General features: G+C 37.4%; 16 protein-coding genes and 2 tRNA genes. 12 read left to right on the top strand and 6 right to left on the bottom strand.

Annotated elements, in window-relative coordinates; genetic code table 11:
• The 4 genes from MKL33_RS04285 (at position 1) to MKL33_RS04270 (ending at position 1,620) form a co-directional block, all read left to right on the top strand.
• Positions 1–85: transfer RNA gene (locus MKL33_RS04285), tRNA-Leu, on the top strand.
• A gap of 66 nt (positions 86–151) precedes the next feature.
• Positions 152–225 (top strand) — tRNA-Trp (locus MKL33_RS04280).
• 436 nt (positions 226–661) lie between these two features.
• Positions 662–871 (top strand): cold-shock protein, encoded by a 210-nt coding sequence (locus MKL33_RS04275; RefSeq protein ID WP_002115279.1) that lies wholly within the window; start codon positions 662–664, stop codon positions 869–871.
• Positions 872–1,149: 278 nt separating this feature from the next.
• On the top strand, positions 1,150–1,620 hold the full coding sequence (locus tag MKL33_RS04270; RefSeq protein WP_005073517.1) for an AnBLUF65 family BLUF photoreceptors: 471 nt from the start codon (positions 1,150–1,152) through the stop codon (positions 1,618–1,620).
• Here the strand turns inward: MKL33_RS04270 and MKL33_RS04265 are convergent, their stop codons facing one another.
• On the bottom strand, positions 1,621–1,944 hold the full coding sequence (locus MKL33_RS04265) for a hypothetical protein (protein ID WP_005073518.1): 324 nt from the start codon (positions 1,942–1,944) through the stop codon (positions 1,621–1,623).
• Positions 1,945–2,649: 705 nt separating this feature from the next.
• On the bottom strand, positions 2,650–3,801 hold the full coding sequence (locus MKL33_RS04260) for an alpha/beta fold hydrolase (RefSeq protein ID WP_270906522.1): 1,152 nt from the start codon (positions 3,799–3,801) through the stop codon (positions 2,650–2,652).
• Between the two features lie 432 nt (positions 3,802–4,233).
• Between MKL33_RS04260 and gltS the strand changes: the two genes are divergently transcribed.
• Both gltS and MKL33_RS04250 read left to right on the top strand, forming a co-directional pair.
• Positions 4,234–5,469: a sodium/glutamate symporter gene (gene gltS / locus MKL33_RS04255; protein ID WP_063099204.1), complete on the top strand. Its 1,236-nt coding sequence runs from the start codon at positions 4,234–4,236 to the stop codon at positions 5,467–5,469.
• 193 nt (positions 5,470–5,662) lie between these two features.
• Entirely contained in the window at positions 5,663–7,498 is a 1,836-nt protein-coding gene (locus tag MKL33_RS04250) for a monovalent cation:proton antiporter-2 (CPA2) family protein (RefSeq protein ID WP_270906521.1), read from the top strand.
• Positions 7,499–7,647: 149 nt separating this feature from the next.
• Here the strand turns inward: MKL33_RS04250 and MKL33_RS04245 are convergent, their stop codons facing one another.
• Positions 7,648–7,881, bottom strand: a complete 234-nt coding sequence (locus MKL33_RS04245) for a hypothetical protein (protein ID WP_016806139.1) — start codon at positions 7,879–7,881, stop codon at positions 7,648–7,650.
• A gap of 412 nt (positions 7,882–8,293) precedes the next feature.
• Here MKL33_RS04245 and MKL33_RS04240 point away from each other — a divergent pair, with 412 nt between their 5' ends.
• Both MKL33_RS04240 and MKL33_RS04235 read left to right on the top strand, forming a co-directional pair.
• Entirely contained in the window at positions 8,294–9,385 is a 1,092-nt protein-coding gene (locus MKL33_RS04240; protein WP_270906520.1) for a DUF6670 family protein, read from the top strand.
• Positions 9,386–10,393: 1,008 nt separating this feature from the next.
• The gene (locus MKL33_RS04235; RefSeq protein ID WP_270906519.1) at positions 10,394–10,948 is read left to right on the top strand and encodes a TetR/AcrR family transcriptional regulator; all 555 of its coding nucleotides are present in this window, start codon (positions 10,394–10,396) and stop codon (positions 10,946–10,948) included.
• Between the two features lie 90 nt (positions 10,949–11,038).
• On the opposite strand, the gene MKL33_RS04230 is transcribed toward MKL33_RS04235, so the two are convergent.
• From MKL33_RS04230 to MKL33_RS04220, 3 genes are all read right to left on the bottom strand, one after another.
• A complete protein-coding gene (locus MKL33_RS04230; RefSeq protein ID WP_270906518.1) occupies positions 11,039–12,637 on the bottom strand; it encodes a bifunctional aspartate transaminase/aspartate 4-decarboxylase in 1,599 nt (532 codons plus the stop codon).
• Positions 12,638–12,693: 56 nt separating this feature from the next.
• Complete coding sequence (gene aspT / locus MKL33_RS04225) at positions 12,694–14,379, bottom strand: aspartate-alanine antiporter (RefSeq protein WP_032005367.1); 1,686 nt, start codon at positions 14,377–14,379, stop codon at positions 12,694–12,696.
• A 599-nt stretch (positions 14,380–14,978) separates the two neighbouring features.
• A complete protein-coding gene (locus MKL33_RS04220; RefSeq protein ID WP_199976038.1) occupies positions 14,979–15,188 on the bottom strand; it encodes a tautomerase family protein in 210 nt (69 codons plus the stop codon).
• A 299-nt stretch (positions 15,189–15,487) separates the two neighbouring features.
• On the opposite strand from MKL33_RS04220, the gene MKL33_RS04215 reads away from it, so the two are divergent.
• Genes MKL33_RS04215 through MKL33_RS04200 form a run of 4 tightly spaced genes read left to right on the top strand, consistent with a single transcriptional unit; the run spans position 15,488 to position 19,274 of the window.
• Positions 15,488–16,096: a paraquat-inducible protein A gene (locus MKL33_RS04215; protein WP_270906517.1), complete on the top strand. Its 609-nt coding sequence runs from the start codon at positions 15,488–15,490 to the stop codon at positions 16,094–16,096.
• Positions 16,093–16,902, top strand: coding sequence for a paraquat-inducible protein A (locus MKL33_RS04210; protein ID WP_270906516.1), 810 nt, complete (start codon positions 16,093–16,095; stop codon positions 16,900–16,902). The genes MKL33_RS04215 and MKL33_RS04210 overlap by 4 nt, the downstream gene beginning before the upstream one ends.
• Before the next feature lie 7 nt (positions 16,903–16,909).
• Positions 16,910–18,577, top strand: a complete 1,668-nt coding sequence (locus MKL33_RS04205) for a PqiB family protein (RefSeq protein WP_080749914.1) — start codon at positions 16,910–16,912, stop codon at positions 18,575–18,577.
• Positions 18,567–19,274, top strand: a complete 708-nt coding sequence (locus tag MKL33_RS04200) for a PqiC family protein (protein ID WP_270906515.1) — start codon at positions 18,567–18,569, stop codon at positions 19,272–19,274. Before MKL33_RS04205 ends, MKL33_RS04200 begins: the two co-directional genes overlap by 11 nt.
• The last annotated feature ends 53 nt before the right edge of the window (positions 19,275–19,327 follow it).

The following is a 19,327-nucleotide window of genomic DNA, read 5'->3' as shown; positions in this document are numbered from 1 at the left end:
GGGGGCGTGGCGAAATTGGTAGACGCACTGGATTTAGGTTCCAGCGCCGCAAGGTGTAAGAGTTCGAGTCTCTTCGCCCCCACCATTAAAAAAGCAAGATTATGATCTTGCTTTTTTTGTGATTAAATCTTGAGTGTTTAATCATGAATATAGAGGATTGGTGTAATGGTAGCATGACGGTCTCCAAAACCGTTCGTCAAGGTTCGAGTCCTTGATCCTCTGCCATAAAATAAGGCTCCTAATCAGGAGTTTTTTTATTATCTATATTTTTAAAAATAACTTTTCATTCGTGCTCAAGCAATTTTCTAAATAGACATTTTTATAACTGTTGCTTTTCAATGTTTTTATCACATCATAGATTGTTTTTTAATTAAGCAATATACTGAATTTCTTAATCTTTTTATTAAGCTATTGTTTTATATTTATTTAACTTAAGTTTTGGAAATTATTTATATAAAAGCCTTGAATACTAATTTATTTCATGTATGATGCTTTTAACTAGAAAAAAGACTTGTTAGTAAATCTTCTTTTAAGTATCGTAGTTTTAGTCATAATCCTTCGTTTTTTAAGATATTAAGCTCAATTTGTTATTCTTTTTTCAAAGTTATGATAGGGTCATTATTTAATGATTCTAAAATATTAGAAATCAGTAGGATATATCATGTCTAATACAGTAAGTGGTACAGTAAAGTGGTTTAACGAAACTAAAGGTTTTGGTTTCATTCAACAAGACAACGGTCCAGATGTGTTCGCTCACTTCAAAGAAATCGCAGGTTCTGGTTTCAAAACTTTGCATGAAGGTCAACGCGTAACATTTACCGTTACTCAAGGGCAAAAAGGCCCAAATGCTGTAAATATTATTCCACAATAATATACAGCAAACAAAAAAAGCACTTTTTAGTGCTTTTTTTTATTTTAGCTTTTAAAGAAATTTATTGTTCTTTTAGAGCTTTAAAAGCCCCCAAAAAGGAGGGCTTTTTATTTTCTTGTTAATATAAATCATTAGTTATTAAGCTCTTATAGTTAATAATCGAGCATATTTTTAATATAAACTTTAGAATATGTGTGAAATATAAATTATTAGTAATAGAGATATGGTAGATTAAAAAATCTTTAAATAAAGAAATTTTATATTTCACGGAATTGCTAATGAACGTTCGCCTGTGTTATGCCAGTCAACGGAACGAAAAAAATGAAGACTTGTTGCAAGATTTACGTGATATTTTGACAGAAGCACGAGATTTCAATGATTTGAATCAGATCTGTGGGGTGCTCTATTATGCCGATAATGCTTTCTTTCAATGCTTGGAAGGTGAGCGAGAGGTGGTTGAACGATTATTTGAAAAAATTACAAATGATGAAAGACACCACAATGTTAAATGGTTGTGTACATATTCCATTGAACAAAACTCGTTTCAACGATGGTCAATGAAATATGTACAACGTAATACAAATATCGAATCTTTCTTTCTAAAAATGGGAGAAAGTACTTTTAATCCTATTCGTCTTGATGAGCAAAACTTAAAAGCTTTCATCAATGAATTAGTCATTGCCGAACAAACTAAAATTAACACAGTTAAGAAAGTGGGTATGGTGAATCGTGGGGTGAAACCGTTTTAGCTATTTGGCTATCACGCCAATATGGATGGTCTTGAGTTTAGGTAATATTTTAGTCATGACTAAATATACAATAACTGAACTTGCGAGCATCCATATCACTTCTAAGCTTTGACTAATGACAAACATAGCCCAATAAAAAAAGCTAAATAGGGCGAGACAGAGTCCACTACCTTTAAAATACCAAGTAATAAATATTCCAAACAGTGCAGAAGAGAGAAGAAGATTAATCGTCTCGTTCATTCCTATATAATTAAAGAAAATAATCAGTAAGCATAAAGCTAACATTGATAGTAAATATACAAATATATTTTTTGCAATAAACATTTTCTATACCCTATCTGATGATTAAAAAAGTATCTTTCCTCTGTTTCCAGAGGAAAGATAGTACATATTAATTTTTGAGATTCTTTTTCTATTATTAAGAGTTTTTATATTAATAAAGATGACTTTATCATTTTCTCCAGATCTCTTTATTAATATTCAGCTTTCTATTTAATAGTAAAGAGTGCTTATATGTACTGAAATTAATTATAAGAAAAACAATTATTTGAGTTGTAAGCTTTGGCTTACATAATTGTGAGAGATTGCCTACATTTGTATAAATAATGATCAAATTTTACAAAATTAAATTTATAAAAAATTTGTTTAACAATAACTTAAGTAAATATATTGTTTAGATGAGCTTTACATAAATAACAAAAAGTAACATCAACTTTAAAAGGTACTTTTTTTAAAATTTATAAATATTAATAAGAGAAAATTAATCTATTTAAAAAATTTTAACATTTGATAAAATATAGTTTTATTAAGTTGTATTTCCAATAAATAAAATTTATGTATTGAAGGGTTTTAATGTGATTAATAGTGAGGAAATTATATTTATATTTTTGAGTCATCTAGTAATGAGCTGCTTTCGAATTATGAGAAAAAACTACTGCAATATAAATAAAACTAGAATATCAGACTTATAAAATTTAAATTTTGGCCAGCATAGAACTGACTACACTGGCTTTACTGCTTTTGAATTAATTATTCTGAACGAGTAGCTAACCAAGTACTCACTTCTGGCCAGACCGTGGTGGGGGCTTGACTACCAGAAACTACCCCCATATGACCGCCCGGTACCACCTTAAATGTTTTATCTTGGCTGCTAATTAAATCCATGAGTGGTTTAACAGCATCGGCTGTGACAATAATATCTGTGTTGCCACCAATAGCTAACACAGAGCATTTAATGTCTTTTAGATAGGCGGTAAGTTCACCAAATTTAACTACACCTTTAGACAGTTCATTATCAATCCAGAAACGCAGAATAATATCGCGCATGACACCGCCCGGATAGGCCAGCATATTATCGATAAATGAACTTGAGGTTGCATGATCGACAATAAACTCTCGGTTATCTAGATTTTTAAAAAGTTCCCAATATGTTTTCAAATTTCCAATCGGATCCGTTAATTTAAAGCCAAGCGTGTTTTGCCAGCCATGAATATGAAATGCTTCACTTGGCACATGATGGCGAATACGAAATGGCGTATGTTTACGAACCCATTCTGCGGGTTTCGTAAGACTACCGTAGAGTTTCCCCATATAACCTGCTTTGTGTGTGTCGATAGGGGAAGCGAGAATAATTAGATTTTTAATATCTTTATCTTTAAACAATGCGGTATAGCAGAGCGAAAGCGCGCCGCCTAAACTCCAACCATGTAAAGAAAGCTGTTGCTGACCGCTGTGTAGGCGAACTTGCTTTAACATCTCTGGCATGAAAACTTTAATATAAGTACCGAAGTTGTATTTTGCTTGGTGCCGAGTTGGGATGCCCCAGTCAATTAAGTAAACATCAAACCCTTGGGCTAAAAAGAAACGTACAAAACTACGAGTAGGGAACAAATCGTAAATGAGCATGTTCACTGCTAGTGGTGGAACAATAACTAAAGGTACGCGATGTTTAGGAATAGGGGTATCAGTCTCATTTTTATAATGGCGTAAGGTAATGATTTCATGCTTATGAATCACTTCAAAAGGTGTTTTTCCTGACAAAGCTATTTGAGGGCCTCGGAAAAATAGATCTGATGCATTGATCAGCATGTGAGGTATTTTTTGACCAGCACGTGTCTGAAGAGATTTTTTAATAGATTGTAGCTGTGGAACGTTCTGACGAACTTTAAGCAATAAACTCATTGAATATAAAACCTATAAAGATGTTGCCCAGAACAGTAAAGAGCTGGTCTTTGAAGGATATTAAAGTGAATGATGGAGAAGTTCAGTGACCCAAAAGACAGGATTTTTCTTTAAATGTATCAAGTAGAGCTTAGCTTAGCCCAACATACTCTTACTTAAAAAATCGGTAATAAGATTGAGGCAACCAGATGTCTTGATTTCATCGCTTGAGCATTTAAATGTTTAAAAAATTAATTATCAAAGCAATATAGAAATTTAAGAGAGGATACATTGTGATTTTTTACTAAATACTCAAAATAACAAATTGATTTATATGATTATTATTAAATAAAGATGGTTTTTGTAAAGTTTGTTTGTGTTTTTTTTAAATAATAAAAAATAAAATATAATTATTTTACAATCCATTAGGAATGTAATCAGAAAGTAGTATATATGGAATTTGTTTTTAATGGTTTTTATACACTAATTTCGGCGGTTATCGTCTTATTGTTGGGCCGCTTTCTTGTTAATCGTATTGATTTTTTAAAACGTTATAATATCCCTGAACCTGTAGCTGGTGGTTTGGTTGCTGCTGTAGTTTCTTTACTTGTCCACACTTTGTGGGGGTATAGCATTGTTTTTAGTAGCGAATTACAAACCAGCTTTATGCTCGTGTTCTTTGCTTCAATTGGTTTAAGTGCCAATTTTATGAAGCTTAAAGAAGGTGGCACTGCTTTAATTATCTTCTTAATTTGTGTAGCCTCATTTATTGTTGTGCAAAATGCTGTTGGTATGAGCCTTGCGACTTTATTGGGCCTTGACCCACTTATTGGTTTGATTGCTGGTTCAATTACTTTAACAGGTGGTCATGGTACAGCTGGCGCATGGGGTGAAATTTTAGAAACCCAGCATGGGATTCAGGGTGCTTTAGCATTAGGTATGGCGAGTGCGACCTTTGGCTTGATTATTGGTGGTGTGATTGGTGGGCCTTTAGCGAAATTGCTTATCAATCGTTACAGTCTTGCTCAACCAAAAACCAATGCTGAAATCCAAAATCGCGACACACATCTTGAACAAAATTCAGATGACCTTGCTCCGTTTGAAAACCCGCATCAAGTTCGTTTAATTACTGCCGATAATGCAATTACTACACTGGGTATGTTTGCAGCATGTTTAGCGTTTGCTGAATTTATGACTGGTTTTAGTAAGGGAACGTGGTTTGAGTTACCAACTTTCGTTTGGGCACTTGGTGGCGGTGTAATCTTAAGAAACATTTTAGAAAGCGTGTTGAAAATTGATATTTTTGACCGTGCGATTGATGTATTTGGTAATGCGTCTTTGTCACTTTATTTAGCCATGGCATTGCTTTCGTTAAAACTTTGGCAACTTGCCGACCTAGCTGGCCCGTTAGTTGTAATTTTAGGTGCGCAAACCATTACGATGGCTTTATATGCAGCATTCGTGACGTTCCGCGTTATGGGCAAAAACTATGATGCAGCAGTGTTAGCAGCAGGCCATTGTGGTTTCGGTATGGGCGCAACTCCAACCGCCGTTGCAAATATGCAGGCCATTACTAATATGTATGGTCCATCGCATAAGGCTTTCTTGATTGTTCCGCTTTGTGGCGCATTCTTTGTCGACTTAATTAATGCAACGGTTATTCAGCTCATGTTGAAATTTATTGCTTAATTAAAAAAAGCCCGTAAGGGCTTTTTTTATGGGTGTTTGTCCATGAATATTTTATTCTTATTTATAGGCCCAATTTTTATTTTCGGATGACTTAAACCATTTTATTTTTAGGATGCTTTTTCTCAAAACTAATAATCGCCCTTAATCCTCGTTTCACATAGAATAAATTGCAGATAAATAAAATGAGAAATGTATGAGCTCAGAAGCACATTCAATTAGCTTAGTTGCCCCCGTGGTTTTATTGGCGGCTGCTGTCATTGCAGTTCCTATTTTTAAACGTATTGGTTTAGGATCAGTATTAGGTTATTTAATTGCGGGTCTAATTATTGGCCCATTCGGTTTTGCTTTTTTTCAAGATTCCACCGCAATTTTGCATATTGCCGAGTTGGGAATCGTGATGTACCTCTTTGTGATTGGTTTGGAAATGCAACCCTCACATTTGTGGAGTCTTAGACGCGAGATTTTTGGCCTTGGTACATTGCAGATCATCATTTGTGCGTTGGCTTTGACTGGTGTCGGGCTTTTATTTGGTTTTACGTGGCAAGTTGCTTTTATTGGTGCGGCAGGGTTCGTCTTAACCTCGACTGCGATTGTGATGCAGCTCTTGGGTGATCGGGGGGATCTGACTCAACCCCGAGGACAAAAAATTGTAGCCATTTTACTATTTGAAGATTTACTCATTGTGCCATTGCTGGCTATTGTTGCTTTTATGGCACCGAATCATGTGGTTGAAAGCACATCGGTACGTCTAGAAAATATAGGGATTGGTTTGCTCGCAATTGCAGGGCTTATTGCGGCAGGATATTGGTTACTGAACCCATTATTTAGACTGTTGGCCGCTGCTAAAGCCCGAGAAGTCATGACGGCTGCGGCATTATTGGTGGTGTTGGGTGCGGCGTTACTCATGCAAGTCAGTGGTTTGACTATGGCGATGGGTGCTTTCTTGGCGGGCGTGCTTTTATCCGAATCAACCTTTAGACATCAAATTGAAGCGGATATTGAACCATTCCGAGGAATATTACTGGGCCTGTTTTTCCTTGGCGTGGGTATGTCACTGGACTTATCGGTAGTTGCTCAAAACTGGCAACTGATTGTGAGTGGCGTAATTGCCCTAATGCTTGCCAAAGCGCTCATGATTTATATAGTCGCTCGAGTAACGAAAAGCTCTCATACTGAAGCATTAGACCGCGCTTTACTTATGGCTCAAGGTGGAGAATTTGCCTTTGTACTTTTCTCGGCTGCGCTAAGTGCACAAGTTATTGATAGTACCGTTAAATCTAACTTAACCGCTATTGTTGTGCTTTCAATGGTGTTGACCCCAATTGTCGGTATTATTTTTAAACGTTTTACTCAAGCAAAAACGAAGGTTTCATTAGAAAACATCGACATTGCCGACGGGCTAAGTGGTAGTGTTTTAATGATCGGTTTTGGGCGCTTTGGACAGGTTACCAGTCAATTGTTGTTAGCAAGAGGTGTCGATGTCACCATTATTGATAATAATACCGACATGATACGAAACGCCGAAAAATTTGGTTTTAAAATTTATTATGGCGATGGTTGCCGTCTAGATATTCTGCATGCGTCTGGCGCGGCAACAGCACAAGCGATTGTGGTGTGTGTAGATAGCAAGGAAACGACCAATAGAATTGTTGAACTTGTGACCCATGAATTTCCTTTAGCAAAACTATTAGTCCGTTCATATGACCGCGAGCATTCACTGCATTTAGTTAAACAAAAAGTGGACTTTATGATTCGTGAAACGTTTGAATCAGCAATTAAGTTTGGCGGCGTGATTTTGCAAGAACTTGGTGTGGATGAAGACGAGGTAGAAAGAATTACCGAGGAAATTCGTGATTTGGATAATGAGCGTTTTGAAACTGAAATCGCGGCAGATGACGTCAATGCGGGAGTAGGTATGCAATATACACATACTCATCACCCAAGACCGACAGCACCATTGATTCGACCAAAACAAGAAGGGCGGATTTTAAATAAAGAAGATACCTCAGATAATGAAAGTCTGGATTAGTATAAAAAATATCTGTAAAAGCTTTGTTTAGCAGAGCTTTTACGGAATGACTATAAATGCTCTACGGCTGTGCCTTTGACTGGATTGTTATATAAATAAAATCGCAAATAGGAGAGTTGAAGAACTTTTTATTTTGAACTCTTAAAAATTTACTCAAGTTCCAACTGATTATCATCTTTTGTAATTTTAATTTTTAACTTTTTATATTTTCGCTTATTTGGATCTAGGGCTGAGTTCATCACTTCATCCGCAAAAGGAGGGCACTGCATCAATTTTGCATAAGCCCTATAGCCGATGCGTATTCGAGTAGGCGGGCAATCGGTTCTTTTTGAGTAGTATTCAATGAGTGAGTTCAGTTCTTGTAATAAAGTTTGCTGTTCCATCATACATACTTAACAATTAGATGACTTAAGCATAATAGACTTGGCCGTTTAGCGGAATATGCCTTTAAAATGTACAGCTCTGTAAATTGTGATGTAGTTCTCTAAAACACATATTTTATGTATGAAGTTTGTTTAGGAGAGATTTTGGATGTTTTTTTAATCGGATTGTCATAAAGAAAGGCTAATTTAGACTCATAACAAAAATGATGAAGATTGTTGCGAACAATAAAATCAAAAGCAATTTTCACAGACGTGGTCGTGAGGTAATTAGGGCTAATTCGAAAGAGTTGGCTTTTTTGTTTTAGTGCATTTGCTTAGATCAAGATGTCCTTTATTAACATTCAATTGCAAATAATCAAGTTCTAATATGGAACTTCATTTTTAAAGTAGATAAAAATAAAGGATCTTAAAAATGTTAATCTCAAGTCATAGATTACCAAAGAGTTTTAAAGACAAAGCCCATCAAAAGGTTGCCAAACTTTCAGGCTCATTGTTGGGAGCTGTTACACCAGAGCGACAAGCAACATTGCCAAAAGAGTTTGAACTCAGTCCTCATACTCTTTATAAGCGCTTTGGTAGTACACATTATGGGGTCATGATTTCTGACTTACCTGAACCCTTTCGATATTTATCTTGGGCTTCGGTATTAGGTTATCTTGGATTTACGATTACAGATACCAACTATCAAATGTCTAAAGATGGAAAAGGGGATACAGCTTCTTTGGTACATGGAACAGCATTATCGACAACGCCTGAGGCCTACAGAACATTTTCATTCAAAAATGATATCAAGTTTAACCAAACTCCTTTTGGGATTAATTTTGACAATCAAAGTGTCATGCATGAGGATGGTGATGGATTTATATTAATTACTAAAAGAGAAGATTTAGAACTAGAACTTCATTTAAAGCCTACCAAAGCTATTTCATGGTTTGCCTATAGTACTTTTTATAAGCATTTTAGTGTCTTGATGCATTATGACGGCTACATTAAACAAAAAGGCAATAGTGAGAGTATTAAGGGGCTTTGTACGCTTGAGTCTTGGAAAGCTGTAGCGACCTCAATGCTCAAAAACAAATGGTTAGTTGAGAATATTCAACTTCCTGTAAAAGTCTTTAGCTATCAAGTTATTAATATTGACCATGAACAGCAGTTATTACTGGCTTTTATTTGCTATGAAGACCAACCCATTTTGACTTCTGTTTACTATCGTCATATTGATGGAACATCAATTCAATACAACGGCGATATACTTTTTGAAGTAACCAGTCTTCAAGAAGAACCACAGATTACACCTGATGGTTTTCCAATGAATTTACCAAATACTTTTCACTGGGCTGCTTATCACAACAATCAAAAGGTTCTAGATATTTCAGCACAAGTAGACACTCCATATTGTTTTGGATTGGCTGCTGGTTTCGTTTCTTCATATACATGGCAAGGCGAATTCTATGATCAGCCATTAGTAGGAAGGGGTTATCTGGAATATATTGACCGAAGATAAAATCGTTTTAAAACTTAGTTGTTTATCTACAACTTCAAGCGAACTAGAAAATATCTGTTTTTATAAACTCAATTTAACAATAGATTTTAATTATTTATCCTTACTTTTTAATGATCTATTTTAAAACAGGTGTCATTTTGTGTGCTTGACTGTAATAGGGTTGAGCACTATCCTTTGCCTGCTGGCTTACATTGCCAGCCGGCTTTGACAGGCTGATTTAGACCGCATCAGAATTATTTCATCTGAGTAATGGTTCTGCCTGTAAGCTCTTCGTCTCCTCCTGTCGAGGTAGGATGGAAGTAGGACACTTTAGGGTGTGCTAGGGTCTAACTAGTCTGTCAACCTTCTTCCGTCTTGCCACCATTCATTAGCAGTATTTGTATATCTTTAAATTTAAGTTGAACTAGAATTTAGCTTAACTATCTAATTGAATGAAAAACGATAATTATTTAACTATTTTCTATTCAACCTTACATTGACACTCTAAATCTTGCCGATTATCCTTTGCCTGCTGGCCTACATTGCCAGTCGGTTTTAGCAGACCGTCTACAAAAGGCGCACAACAATGCTGTTTTGGTTTTTGTGCGTTCTCTTAAGTCACGCCTTTATGGTGAGGCTAGGAGGGACACCTTCGGGTGTGCTGGTTTCCTTTTGTACCAGTCTGCTAACCCTTCTAGTCTTGCCACCATTATTTAGCAGTAATTGGTAAGACTCTTCTAAATCAAAAGGAGTCCGCCGTTATGCGTACTATTTCTTCTCTCTCGTTGGCAACCTTTGCCAAATTCTTTCTATCCATACCGCTTAAACATTCTTTAAAACGATTTAACCGACTTTAGGTTTCTATACCTTAAGAATCGTTACGACTAAAACATAGCAACAATAAACCAGAGATAGGTGAGCACACCATTATTGTGCGGTTTTTGCATGCCTGTATTTAGCACTCATTTTAAGAGTGACGGCATTTCTATCTCTTCTATTTACAGCAAAAAATTATTTTAAGCAGTAAACATGAAAAATTTAGAAGTTTCATTTAGAGCGACGCGAGCGCTTAACACAGCAGCAGATTTATTTAAACAATACGGCTTCAACAAGGTCGGGGTGGACCGAATTGTTAGTGAGACTAAAATTTCTAAAGCCACTTTTTACAACTACTTTCACTCCAAAGAAAGATTAATTGAAATGTGTTTGTTGGTTCAAAAAGAACACTTAAAAGAAAAAGTGAGGGCGGTAAGTGAATCTCGTCAATATCCAGATTTGGCGCTTAAGCTTAGACAAATTTACCTTTTACATGCGGACTTAAAGGGGGCGTATTACCTGTTGTTTAAAGCGCTTTTTGAAATTAAACAGCTTTATCCAAATGCATATCAAACCGCAATTCGCTATAGGCGATGGCTTAAAAATGAAATTTTCTGGGTTCTGCGAGAATCTAAAAAAAGGGCTACATATGAAGAGTCAGATATTTTTGTATTTATGCTTGATGGTGCGATTTTTGGACTTTTAGGTTCAAGCCAAAATGAAGAACCTGATCAGTTGCTGACTTACTTTTTAAAGGTAAATGCTTAAATTAAAACATTAAATTGAAAAACTGAAATAGCAAATTAAAGAACAGAAAGAAAAAAGTGAGGCTGCTAGGGCCTCACTGTATATAGGTGTTTATTTGCCTTTTTTAGTTTTTAAATACTCTGCATAAGCTTCATCCGCAAAGCGTCGTAAAGAATCACCAATTGCAGCATATTGGTATTCATTCAAGTTAGCTAAAGATGCACGGGCAGAAGGGTGCTGCACACCGAAGCCAGAACCGGGTAATAAAACCACACCTGTTTCATCTGCTACTCTAAATAATAGCTCGGTCGGATTTTTATTTTTCATAACCCAATCGGCAAACTCATCTCCATAGAGAGTCCGTGAAGTATTTTCAAGGTTGACTAGAGTATAGTAGTCCACAGCATTTGGATCTGTTGGAACCTCGACGCCAAGCTGTCTATAAAGTGCTGCATCGCGTTCACGAACAACAGATTTAACAGCTTTTTTATAGCTTTGGCGTGAGTCCATCATATTAAATAGTGCAAATAAAACCATTTGAACTTGTTGTGGGGTAGACAGACCAGCGGTATGGTTCAAAGCAACATTTCGGCTGTCTGCAACTAAGCGGTCAATAAACTTAATGCTTGCTGGGTCGGTAGTTAAAGATGAATAGCGCTCTTCAAGCTCTTTCTTCTCTTTTTTCGATAAGTTCGCAATTTGTTTATCAAGCACATTGTTATTTGAAAGTGCAATGACACCGAGTCGCCAACCAGTCGCACCAAAGTATTTAGAGAACGAATAAACTAAAATTGTATTGTCAGGACAGATTGCAAATAGTGATTTGAAGTTATCTGCAAACGTAGCGTAAACGTCATCGGTCAAAATAATCAGATCAGGGCGTTTTTTGACGATATCGGCCAAAATCGCAAGTCCTTCATCACTCATTTTCACCGATGGTGGGTTACTTGGGTTGACTAAAAAGAAAGCTTTAATAGACGGATCTTCTAACTTTCTAAGCTCCGACTCTGGATATTGCCAACCGAGTTTAGGGTCGGCTTCAATCAATACTTCTTCAAGCTGGTAGTCATTGAGTTTTGGAATCTCAAGATATGGTGTAAAAATAGGGCTACCAATGGCAATACGGTCGCCATTTTTGATAATTTTATTTTCTTTTAATGAGTTAAAAATATAGGCCATTGCGGCTGTTCCGCCTTCGACCGCAAACAAATCTAAGTCTCTTTTTTGCATGCCTTGTACGCCCATTTCTCTTAAGACGTACTCTTTAATAATCGTTTCACTCACTCGAAGCATTCGGTCTGGCACTGGATAGTTACAGCCTAAAATCCCTTCAACCATTTCAAGTAAAAAAAGATCTGGGTCTAAGCCTAACTGGTCGCGCACATAAGACACGGCTTTGCCTAAAAAGACCACACCGGGTTTGTCACGGTTTTCCAAAATGAAGTTATCAAAACGTGACTGGAGTCCAACGGGGCGCGGGAAGCCACCTAAACCTTCCGGCATATAGGAAAATGAAAATTCGGATTCGGTCGCAGAAAACAAACCCAGTTGAAAGAATGCTCTACGTGGGATGGTAGCAAGAAAGTTTGGATTACCACGCCCAGCATTTAGCATCATTCGGTCAGTTCTGCTTTGAGCTAATTCTATTAAATTATCTTTTAGTTCAAATGGGCTGAGTTTTGCGTATTTAGAATAATCGACTTTCCCCATGGGACGTCTCCTTAATTATAGTGAGATGAATAAAATTTCTAATTCAATGTATAAAATCAGGCCAAGCCTACGATCAGTGGTCCGAGTAAGGTTAAGAACACATTTGCTAGGGCATAGGTAATTGCAAATGGAACGGTCGGAATCGAGTTTCCTGCTTTGTCTAAAATTGCACCAAATGCAGGGTTTGCACTGCGTGAACCAGATAGTGCACCTGCCATTACTGCAACGTTGTCATAACGCAGAACATAACGAGCAAAGAGCATGGAAAGTAGGAGTGGAACCAGTGTTACCACAACTCCAATCATAAAGAGTGAAAGACCACTTTCTTTAATGGTTTGAATAGCTTGTAAACCTGATTGTAAGCCGACAGCAGCAACGAAGCCTGCAAGACCCAAATCTTTAAGAAGCTGTGAAGCCGCTAAAGGCATATTGCCATGCACTTGATTTCTACTTCGAATCCAACCAAACAGAAGACCTGATAGTAAAGCACCGCCACCAGCACCAAGAGTTAATGGCACATCACCCAAACGAATCACAAAAAGACCAATCACTAAGCCAACCACAAGGCCTGCACCATGGAAAATCCAGTCCGTTTTTAAACTTTCAGGTAGGGCTTTACCTGCTTCTTTCACCAAGCGGTCGAGGTCGCTTTTTGTTCCGTATACAGTGACCACATCGCCTTGTCGTAGAACAGTATCGTCACTTAAAGGTTGTGGCTCATCCTTACGCTTAATCGCAAGTACATAAATACCGTGCTTTAAATATGCAGGCGTATTGGCCTTAATGTCTCCTAAGGTGCGGTTGAGATATTTGGAATTTCTTAGGATGACATCACTGGTATCCATAATCATTTCCATACCTTGCGATGACTGTAATTCGCTACCGATTTGCTCGGCAACTGAAACCACACTGGCACGGCGACCAACCAATAAGATGACATCGTCTGTTTGTAAAGTTAGCTCGGGAGCGACATCAATAAACTGATCTTTACGTTTTAACCGTTCAATCGTAATACTCGGCTCTTTTGCTTCAATTTCCGCAATAGTTTGGCCATTGGCTTGTTTAACTTTATAAATACGACCCACAATTTCTGGCATTGCCAGTTCTTGGCCTGGGGCTAATTCAAAAGCACCTTTGAGCCGCTCACTCTGAGCTTTTAAAGCATCGTCGTGAATTTCTTTACCCATAAATTTAGGCAAGATATTCACACAGACAATAATGGCTCCCAATGAACCAAAAATGTAAGTGACCGCATAGCCAATCGCAACATTTGCCTGAAGTCTTTGAATTTCTGCGAGTGGGAGATCGAGTCTAGAAATTGCATCTCCTGCAGTCCCAATAATGGCTGATTGAGTCATGCCGCCCGCAGCGAGACCCGCAGCCAAGCCTTTATCGAGATGAAAAATTTTAGCCATCACTAAAACAGTGACTAAACCACACACTGCCATGAATACTGCTAATAAAATTTCTTTTATTGACTGTGGACCCAGTGATTTAAAAAACTGTGGACCACTTTCAAAGCCGACTGCGTAAATGAAGAGAGCAAATAAAATTGCTTTAACGCCGTTATCGACAGGTACGCCAATAAGACTTAAAACAACTGCGACGAGTAAGGAGCCTGCGACTCCGCCAAACTGAAACTTTCCAAACTGGAATTGTCCAATCCAGAAGCCTATTGCGAGTGATAAGAACAATAATATTTCGGGGCTGTGCTTTAAAACACCTTGTAACCATTCAATCATTTTGATCTCACTTTTATTATTAGATCTATCTTTAATATATAAATTTATTTATTTTTCATTTTTAAAATACAATATGAAAATTACTTAAGCAAACCTTTAAGTTTGGTGGTTTTCTTAAGTTTAATTATAAGAATTAATGAGTTTAAAATGCTTGTGATCCAAGGGGTGGTGGTAATTCTGAGTGTTTAAATCAACTATTAATTTTTTAATCATAGATAAAATTTATTTACAATAATATAAAGAATATTTTATGAAATTAAAGCGTCTTGCTTATATCTAATCTTGAGAAAAAGTTTTTAGTTTATTGATATTTAAGTGATTAATTTTTAATTGTTAGGCTGGTCCTAATTTTTATATAAATTAAAAAACAATCTACTTAAAATTAATTTTTTGATAATTGTGTCGCATAAATTAATTTTTAATATATTTGGAATACATTTAAATAAATCTTCATAATAATACTTATTTTAAAGAAAAACATAAAATCAACTTGAACCGTGTTCATTTTTAAATATCAAGCTTCTGGTTATCGAAGCTTGATATTTAAAAATATTTATTACCTTGAAAATAGTGGCTTATAGTGATTTAAAACTTTGGAATTACTGTTTCGAAGCTAACATTTTTAAGTAAAGATCTGCTCGCTGTGCATGACCAAAGCACCAATCTTCAGCACTGTTTTGCACAATCACAAACATGACATCTTGCTCTGGAATATTAAGTTCCTGATGGAGTTGTGCTGTCACATGCTGCATTAAATCTGATTTTTGCTGAGCTGTTCTGGGTTTACCGGAAGTAATGTACAGCAGCATATATTTTTCAGTGCGGGGGAGATGTTAAGCAATGGTGAGAGTCTAGTCATTTTACGCTCTCAGCTACTTGGGTGAAAAAGTGTGCTATTTGAGCATAAGTTTTTGACTTTATAAAACTATTTTGATTTGATCACCGAATACGTACAGATTATTTAGCAGTTTCAACAATATATTGAACAGTAGTCATGGTAATTTACATTGTCTGATATAGCTTTTAGATTGATTTATATTTTAATTTATCTTAGTAATAAAAAGAGCTTTGTGTGACACAGTAAAATGATAAACCTTAGAGTATAACTATGAAGCTTAAAGAATTAGCAGGTTGTGAGGAATGCGATACTGTCTATCGTAGAACCCCGCTTGCTTATGGAAAAAGAGCTTATTGCTTATGCTGCGGTGCTGAACTCTATCGGCACACCAAAACTTTTTCGACACTGTTGGCTTTAATCTTAACGGCATTAATTGTATTTATTATTGCCAATAGCTTTCCTATTGTAAAAATTGAATTGCAGGGCAACATCTCTGAAACTACCTTACTGGGTGCGGTCTGGGTAATGTTTCATTATGATCGGGCTTTCGTTGGCATTCTTATTTTAATCACCACTTTTATTGTGCCGCTTTCCTATCTGTTATTACTTTCCTATGTGTTGGGCACAGTAAGTATATTGAAGAAAAGACCCGCATTTTTGGTATTTGCCTTACGTACACTTTATTTTATGAGAGTGTGGGGAATGGTTGAGGTCTTCTTAATTGGAATCTTGGTTACGCTTGTGAAGTTAATAGGAATGGTGTTGGTGATTCCCGAGATTGCGTTATGGGCATTTGCGATTTTAAGTGTATTGTTGGTTTATATTACTTCCATAAAGGTGAGTGATATATGGAACGAAATTGATAGGTCACTGCCATGAAAACGATAAAAAATGTGACCCAAACACAAAGCTCGCAGCAACGGGCAATGCTTAAGCAATACCCAAGAGCCAAAGATCTCTCATTAATTGTGTGTCACTGCTGTGGGGTTGTAAATTCTGCTCAAAATGAAAAGAGACAACTCAACCAAAGCCATCAGGTGTTACGTTGTACTCGTTGTAATAGTGTTCTGCATTCACGTAAGCCAGCGAGTTTAAATCGAACTTTTGCCTTAGTGGTGGCTGCGACCATTCTCTATATTCCCGCCAATGTACTTCCAATGACGGTGACTGACTCACTGTTGGGTAGCCAGCAAGATACCATCATGAGTGGAGTCATTTACTTTTGGCAAAGTGGAGACTATCTGGTTTCAGTAGTCATTTTCATGGCCAGTATTTTTATTCCCATGCTAAAGCTACTGATTTTGTATTTTTTATTGGTGGCGGTATATCTTCAACAATCGTCAGCATGGAAGTTTTTACCTGAGCAATGCGTTAAATTATATCGAGTTGTCGAGTTTATCGGCCGTTGGTCAATGATTGACGTATTTGTGGTGGCACTCTTAACAGCGCTCATTCAGATTCAGTCGCTCGCTACCATTTTAGCAGGGCCGGGTTCGATTGCTTTTGGTGCAGTTGTAGTGTTAACCATGTTTGCATCGTTAAGTTTTGATCCACGACTTATTTGGGATAACTTCTATGCATCTCAAAATACAAATAAGCCTTCTTCCTTTGCCTCAAACAAAACCAAGATTATTCAGGCAGAACATCCGCCGTTGAATAATGATTCTATTAATCCCAGTCAATAAAAGAACAATGAGTATGTCTGAAAATGAAATAACCCCTGGTAACTCAGATCGTCGTGATCCAGATGTTGAACTGGATAGCATGAATGATTTGCCAGAACCCCAAGAAAAGAAAAGTCGATGGAAGCCTCTTTTAATTTGGCTCATTCCATTGATTGCTCTTTTAATCGCGCTTTCATTAGCGATAAAAGCACTCTTGTCTCACGGCCCGACCATTGACGTGTCTTTTAGAACGGCTGAGGGATTGGTCGCAGGTAAAACAACGGTCCGTTATAAACAGGTGGATATTGGTGTAGTACGGCAGATTGATCTTTCAGAAGACCGTTCACACGTGATTGCCAGAATTGATTTGCGTAAAGATGCGAGCAACTTTGCCGCAAAAGATTCACGGTTTTGGGTTGTGCGACCACGTATTGGGACGAGTGGGGTTTCAGGAATAGACACATTATTGTCAGGTTCATATATTGAAGTGGATGGTGGCAAGTCGGAAGAGAAAAAGCTTGAATTTACTGGCTTAGAAATACCGCCAGTGATTACTTCCGATGTGCCGGGCAAAGAATTTTTCTTAAATGCAGATGACTTGGGGTCTTTAGATGTCGGTTCTCCAATTTATTATCGTCGAATTAATGTGGGCCAAATTACAGCCTATAAATTGTCTAACGATGGTAAAACTGTAGAGCTACAAACTTTTATCCGTGCACCGTATGACAAGTTTGTTACCACCGACGCACGGTTTTGGCAGGCGAGTGGTATTGATGTGAGTTTGAATGCTTCAGGATTTAGTTTAGATACTCAATCGCTGGCAAGTATTGTCGCAGGCGGTATTGCTTTTGGAATCCCTGAAAGCTCGCGTGCTACTACAGCGGCAAATCATAGTCGCTTTAATCTATGGGACTCGAAATCTGAGGCATTAAAAGACCCTGACGGGCAACCTCGCGGTGTGATTATGTACTTTGATCATTCATTACGTGGACTGTCTGTTGGCGCGCCAATTGATTTCATGGGCATTGAAATTGGTAATGTTAAATCGATTAATGCCGAGTTTTATAACAACTATAAGCAGATTCGTATGCGTGTTGAGGCGGTCATCTATCCGTCACGCGTTGAGAATGGACAGGCACTCAATCCAAACAGCAATATTTTCAAAGATTTTGTTGAACATGGATGGCGTGCTCAAATGAGAACAGGCAACCTTCTCACGGGTCAAAACTACATTGCCCTAGATAAGTTCCCTAAAGCTAAACCAGCCACATTACAAATTTTGAGTGATGACCGTGTGGTGATTCCGACTACACCAACTGAACTGAGTGGCTTACAAGCACAAGTTTCTCAGATTGCTGACAAGTTAACTAAATTCCCGTTAGTTGAGATTGGGCAAGATGTACGTAAAACGCTCAACAATATGAACACAGCCATTGAGTCTACCGACAAACTGGTTAAACAGTTAGATGGAAAAGTTGCACCTGGTTTACAAGCAACCTTAGACGATGTTCGTAAAACTGTAAGATCGTCAGAGTCTATTTTGTCGAGCGATGCGCCGTTACAACAAGACGTACGTAAAGCATTGCAGCAAATGACACGTGCAGCTGCTTCATTACAGTTAATGGCAGACTATATTGAGCAACATCCTGAATCAATTATTCGTGGTAAAACACCAGAGACCGATGATGAAAAATAAAAACACTCTATCTTTTCAACATCCTAAAGCAGCCAAATGGCTGCTTGGGAGCGGCCTGTTTTTAACGGCTGTTGCCATGACGGCATGTTCGAGTTCGCCAACGCCAAATTATTATACGATGTCCCCTAAAATTACTGCGGCTACAAAATCAACTGTGCAGGTGATTGAGGTATTACCCGTCGGGATTCCAGACCGATTGGACCGTGCGCCTTTGGTACTCCAAGACAGTAGTGGTAAGTCTACGGTGTTAAACAATGAACGCTGGACATCGACCATGGGTACGCAATTACGCGATACCTTGTCGGCGGGTTTACAGCAAAAATTAGGGGCAATTGACAGTTATAGCAGTGGGCTAGCTGGAAACAATCAGCCTTTATATCGAGTTTCTACAGACTTTTCTCATTTTGATATTGTAGATAAAAGCTATATTAATATTGCGGTGTCTTGGGTGGTGAAGCGTCAAATACCGCCTAGTCAATTAGAGTCAAACAATGCAAAAGTCATCACGAATGCAGGATCTCAGTTAAATTGTCGAATTGCTTTTAAGCAGCCGATTGATCAAAAAGCTAAAAAGATGGATGCGATTGTGAATGCTTCAAGTGAGGCAATGACTCAAATTATTAATACGGTTTCTTCTTCAATTGTGGCGTTGGATTCAAACAAAAAATCGGTGATTAGCAATGGTGTTTGTTCGTAAAACATATCGCTTTTAACCAACCCCTTTATTTGTGTACAACAGATAAAGGGGTT

It is taken from the genome of Acinetobacter sp. AOR43_HL (assembly GCF_027854635.1).
Taxonomy (GTDB): Bacteria; Pseudomonadota; Gammaproteobacteria; order Pseudomonadales; family Moraxellaceae; genus Acinetobacter; species Acinetobacter pittii.
Note: the sequence above shows the minus strand (reverse complement) of the source record. Positions and strands in the feature narration are given on the sequence as shown.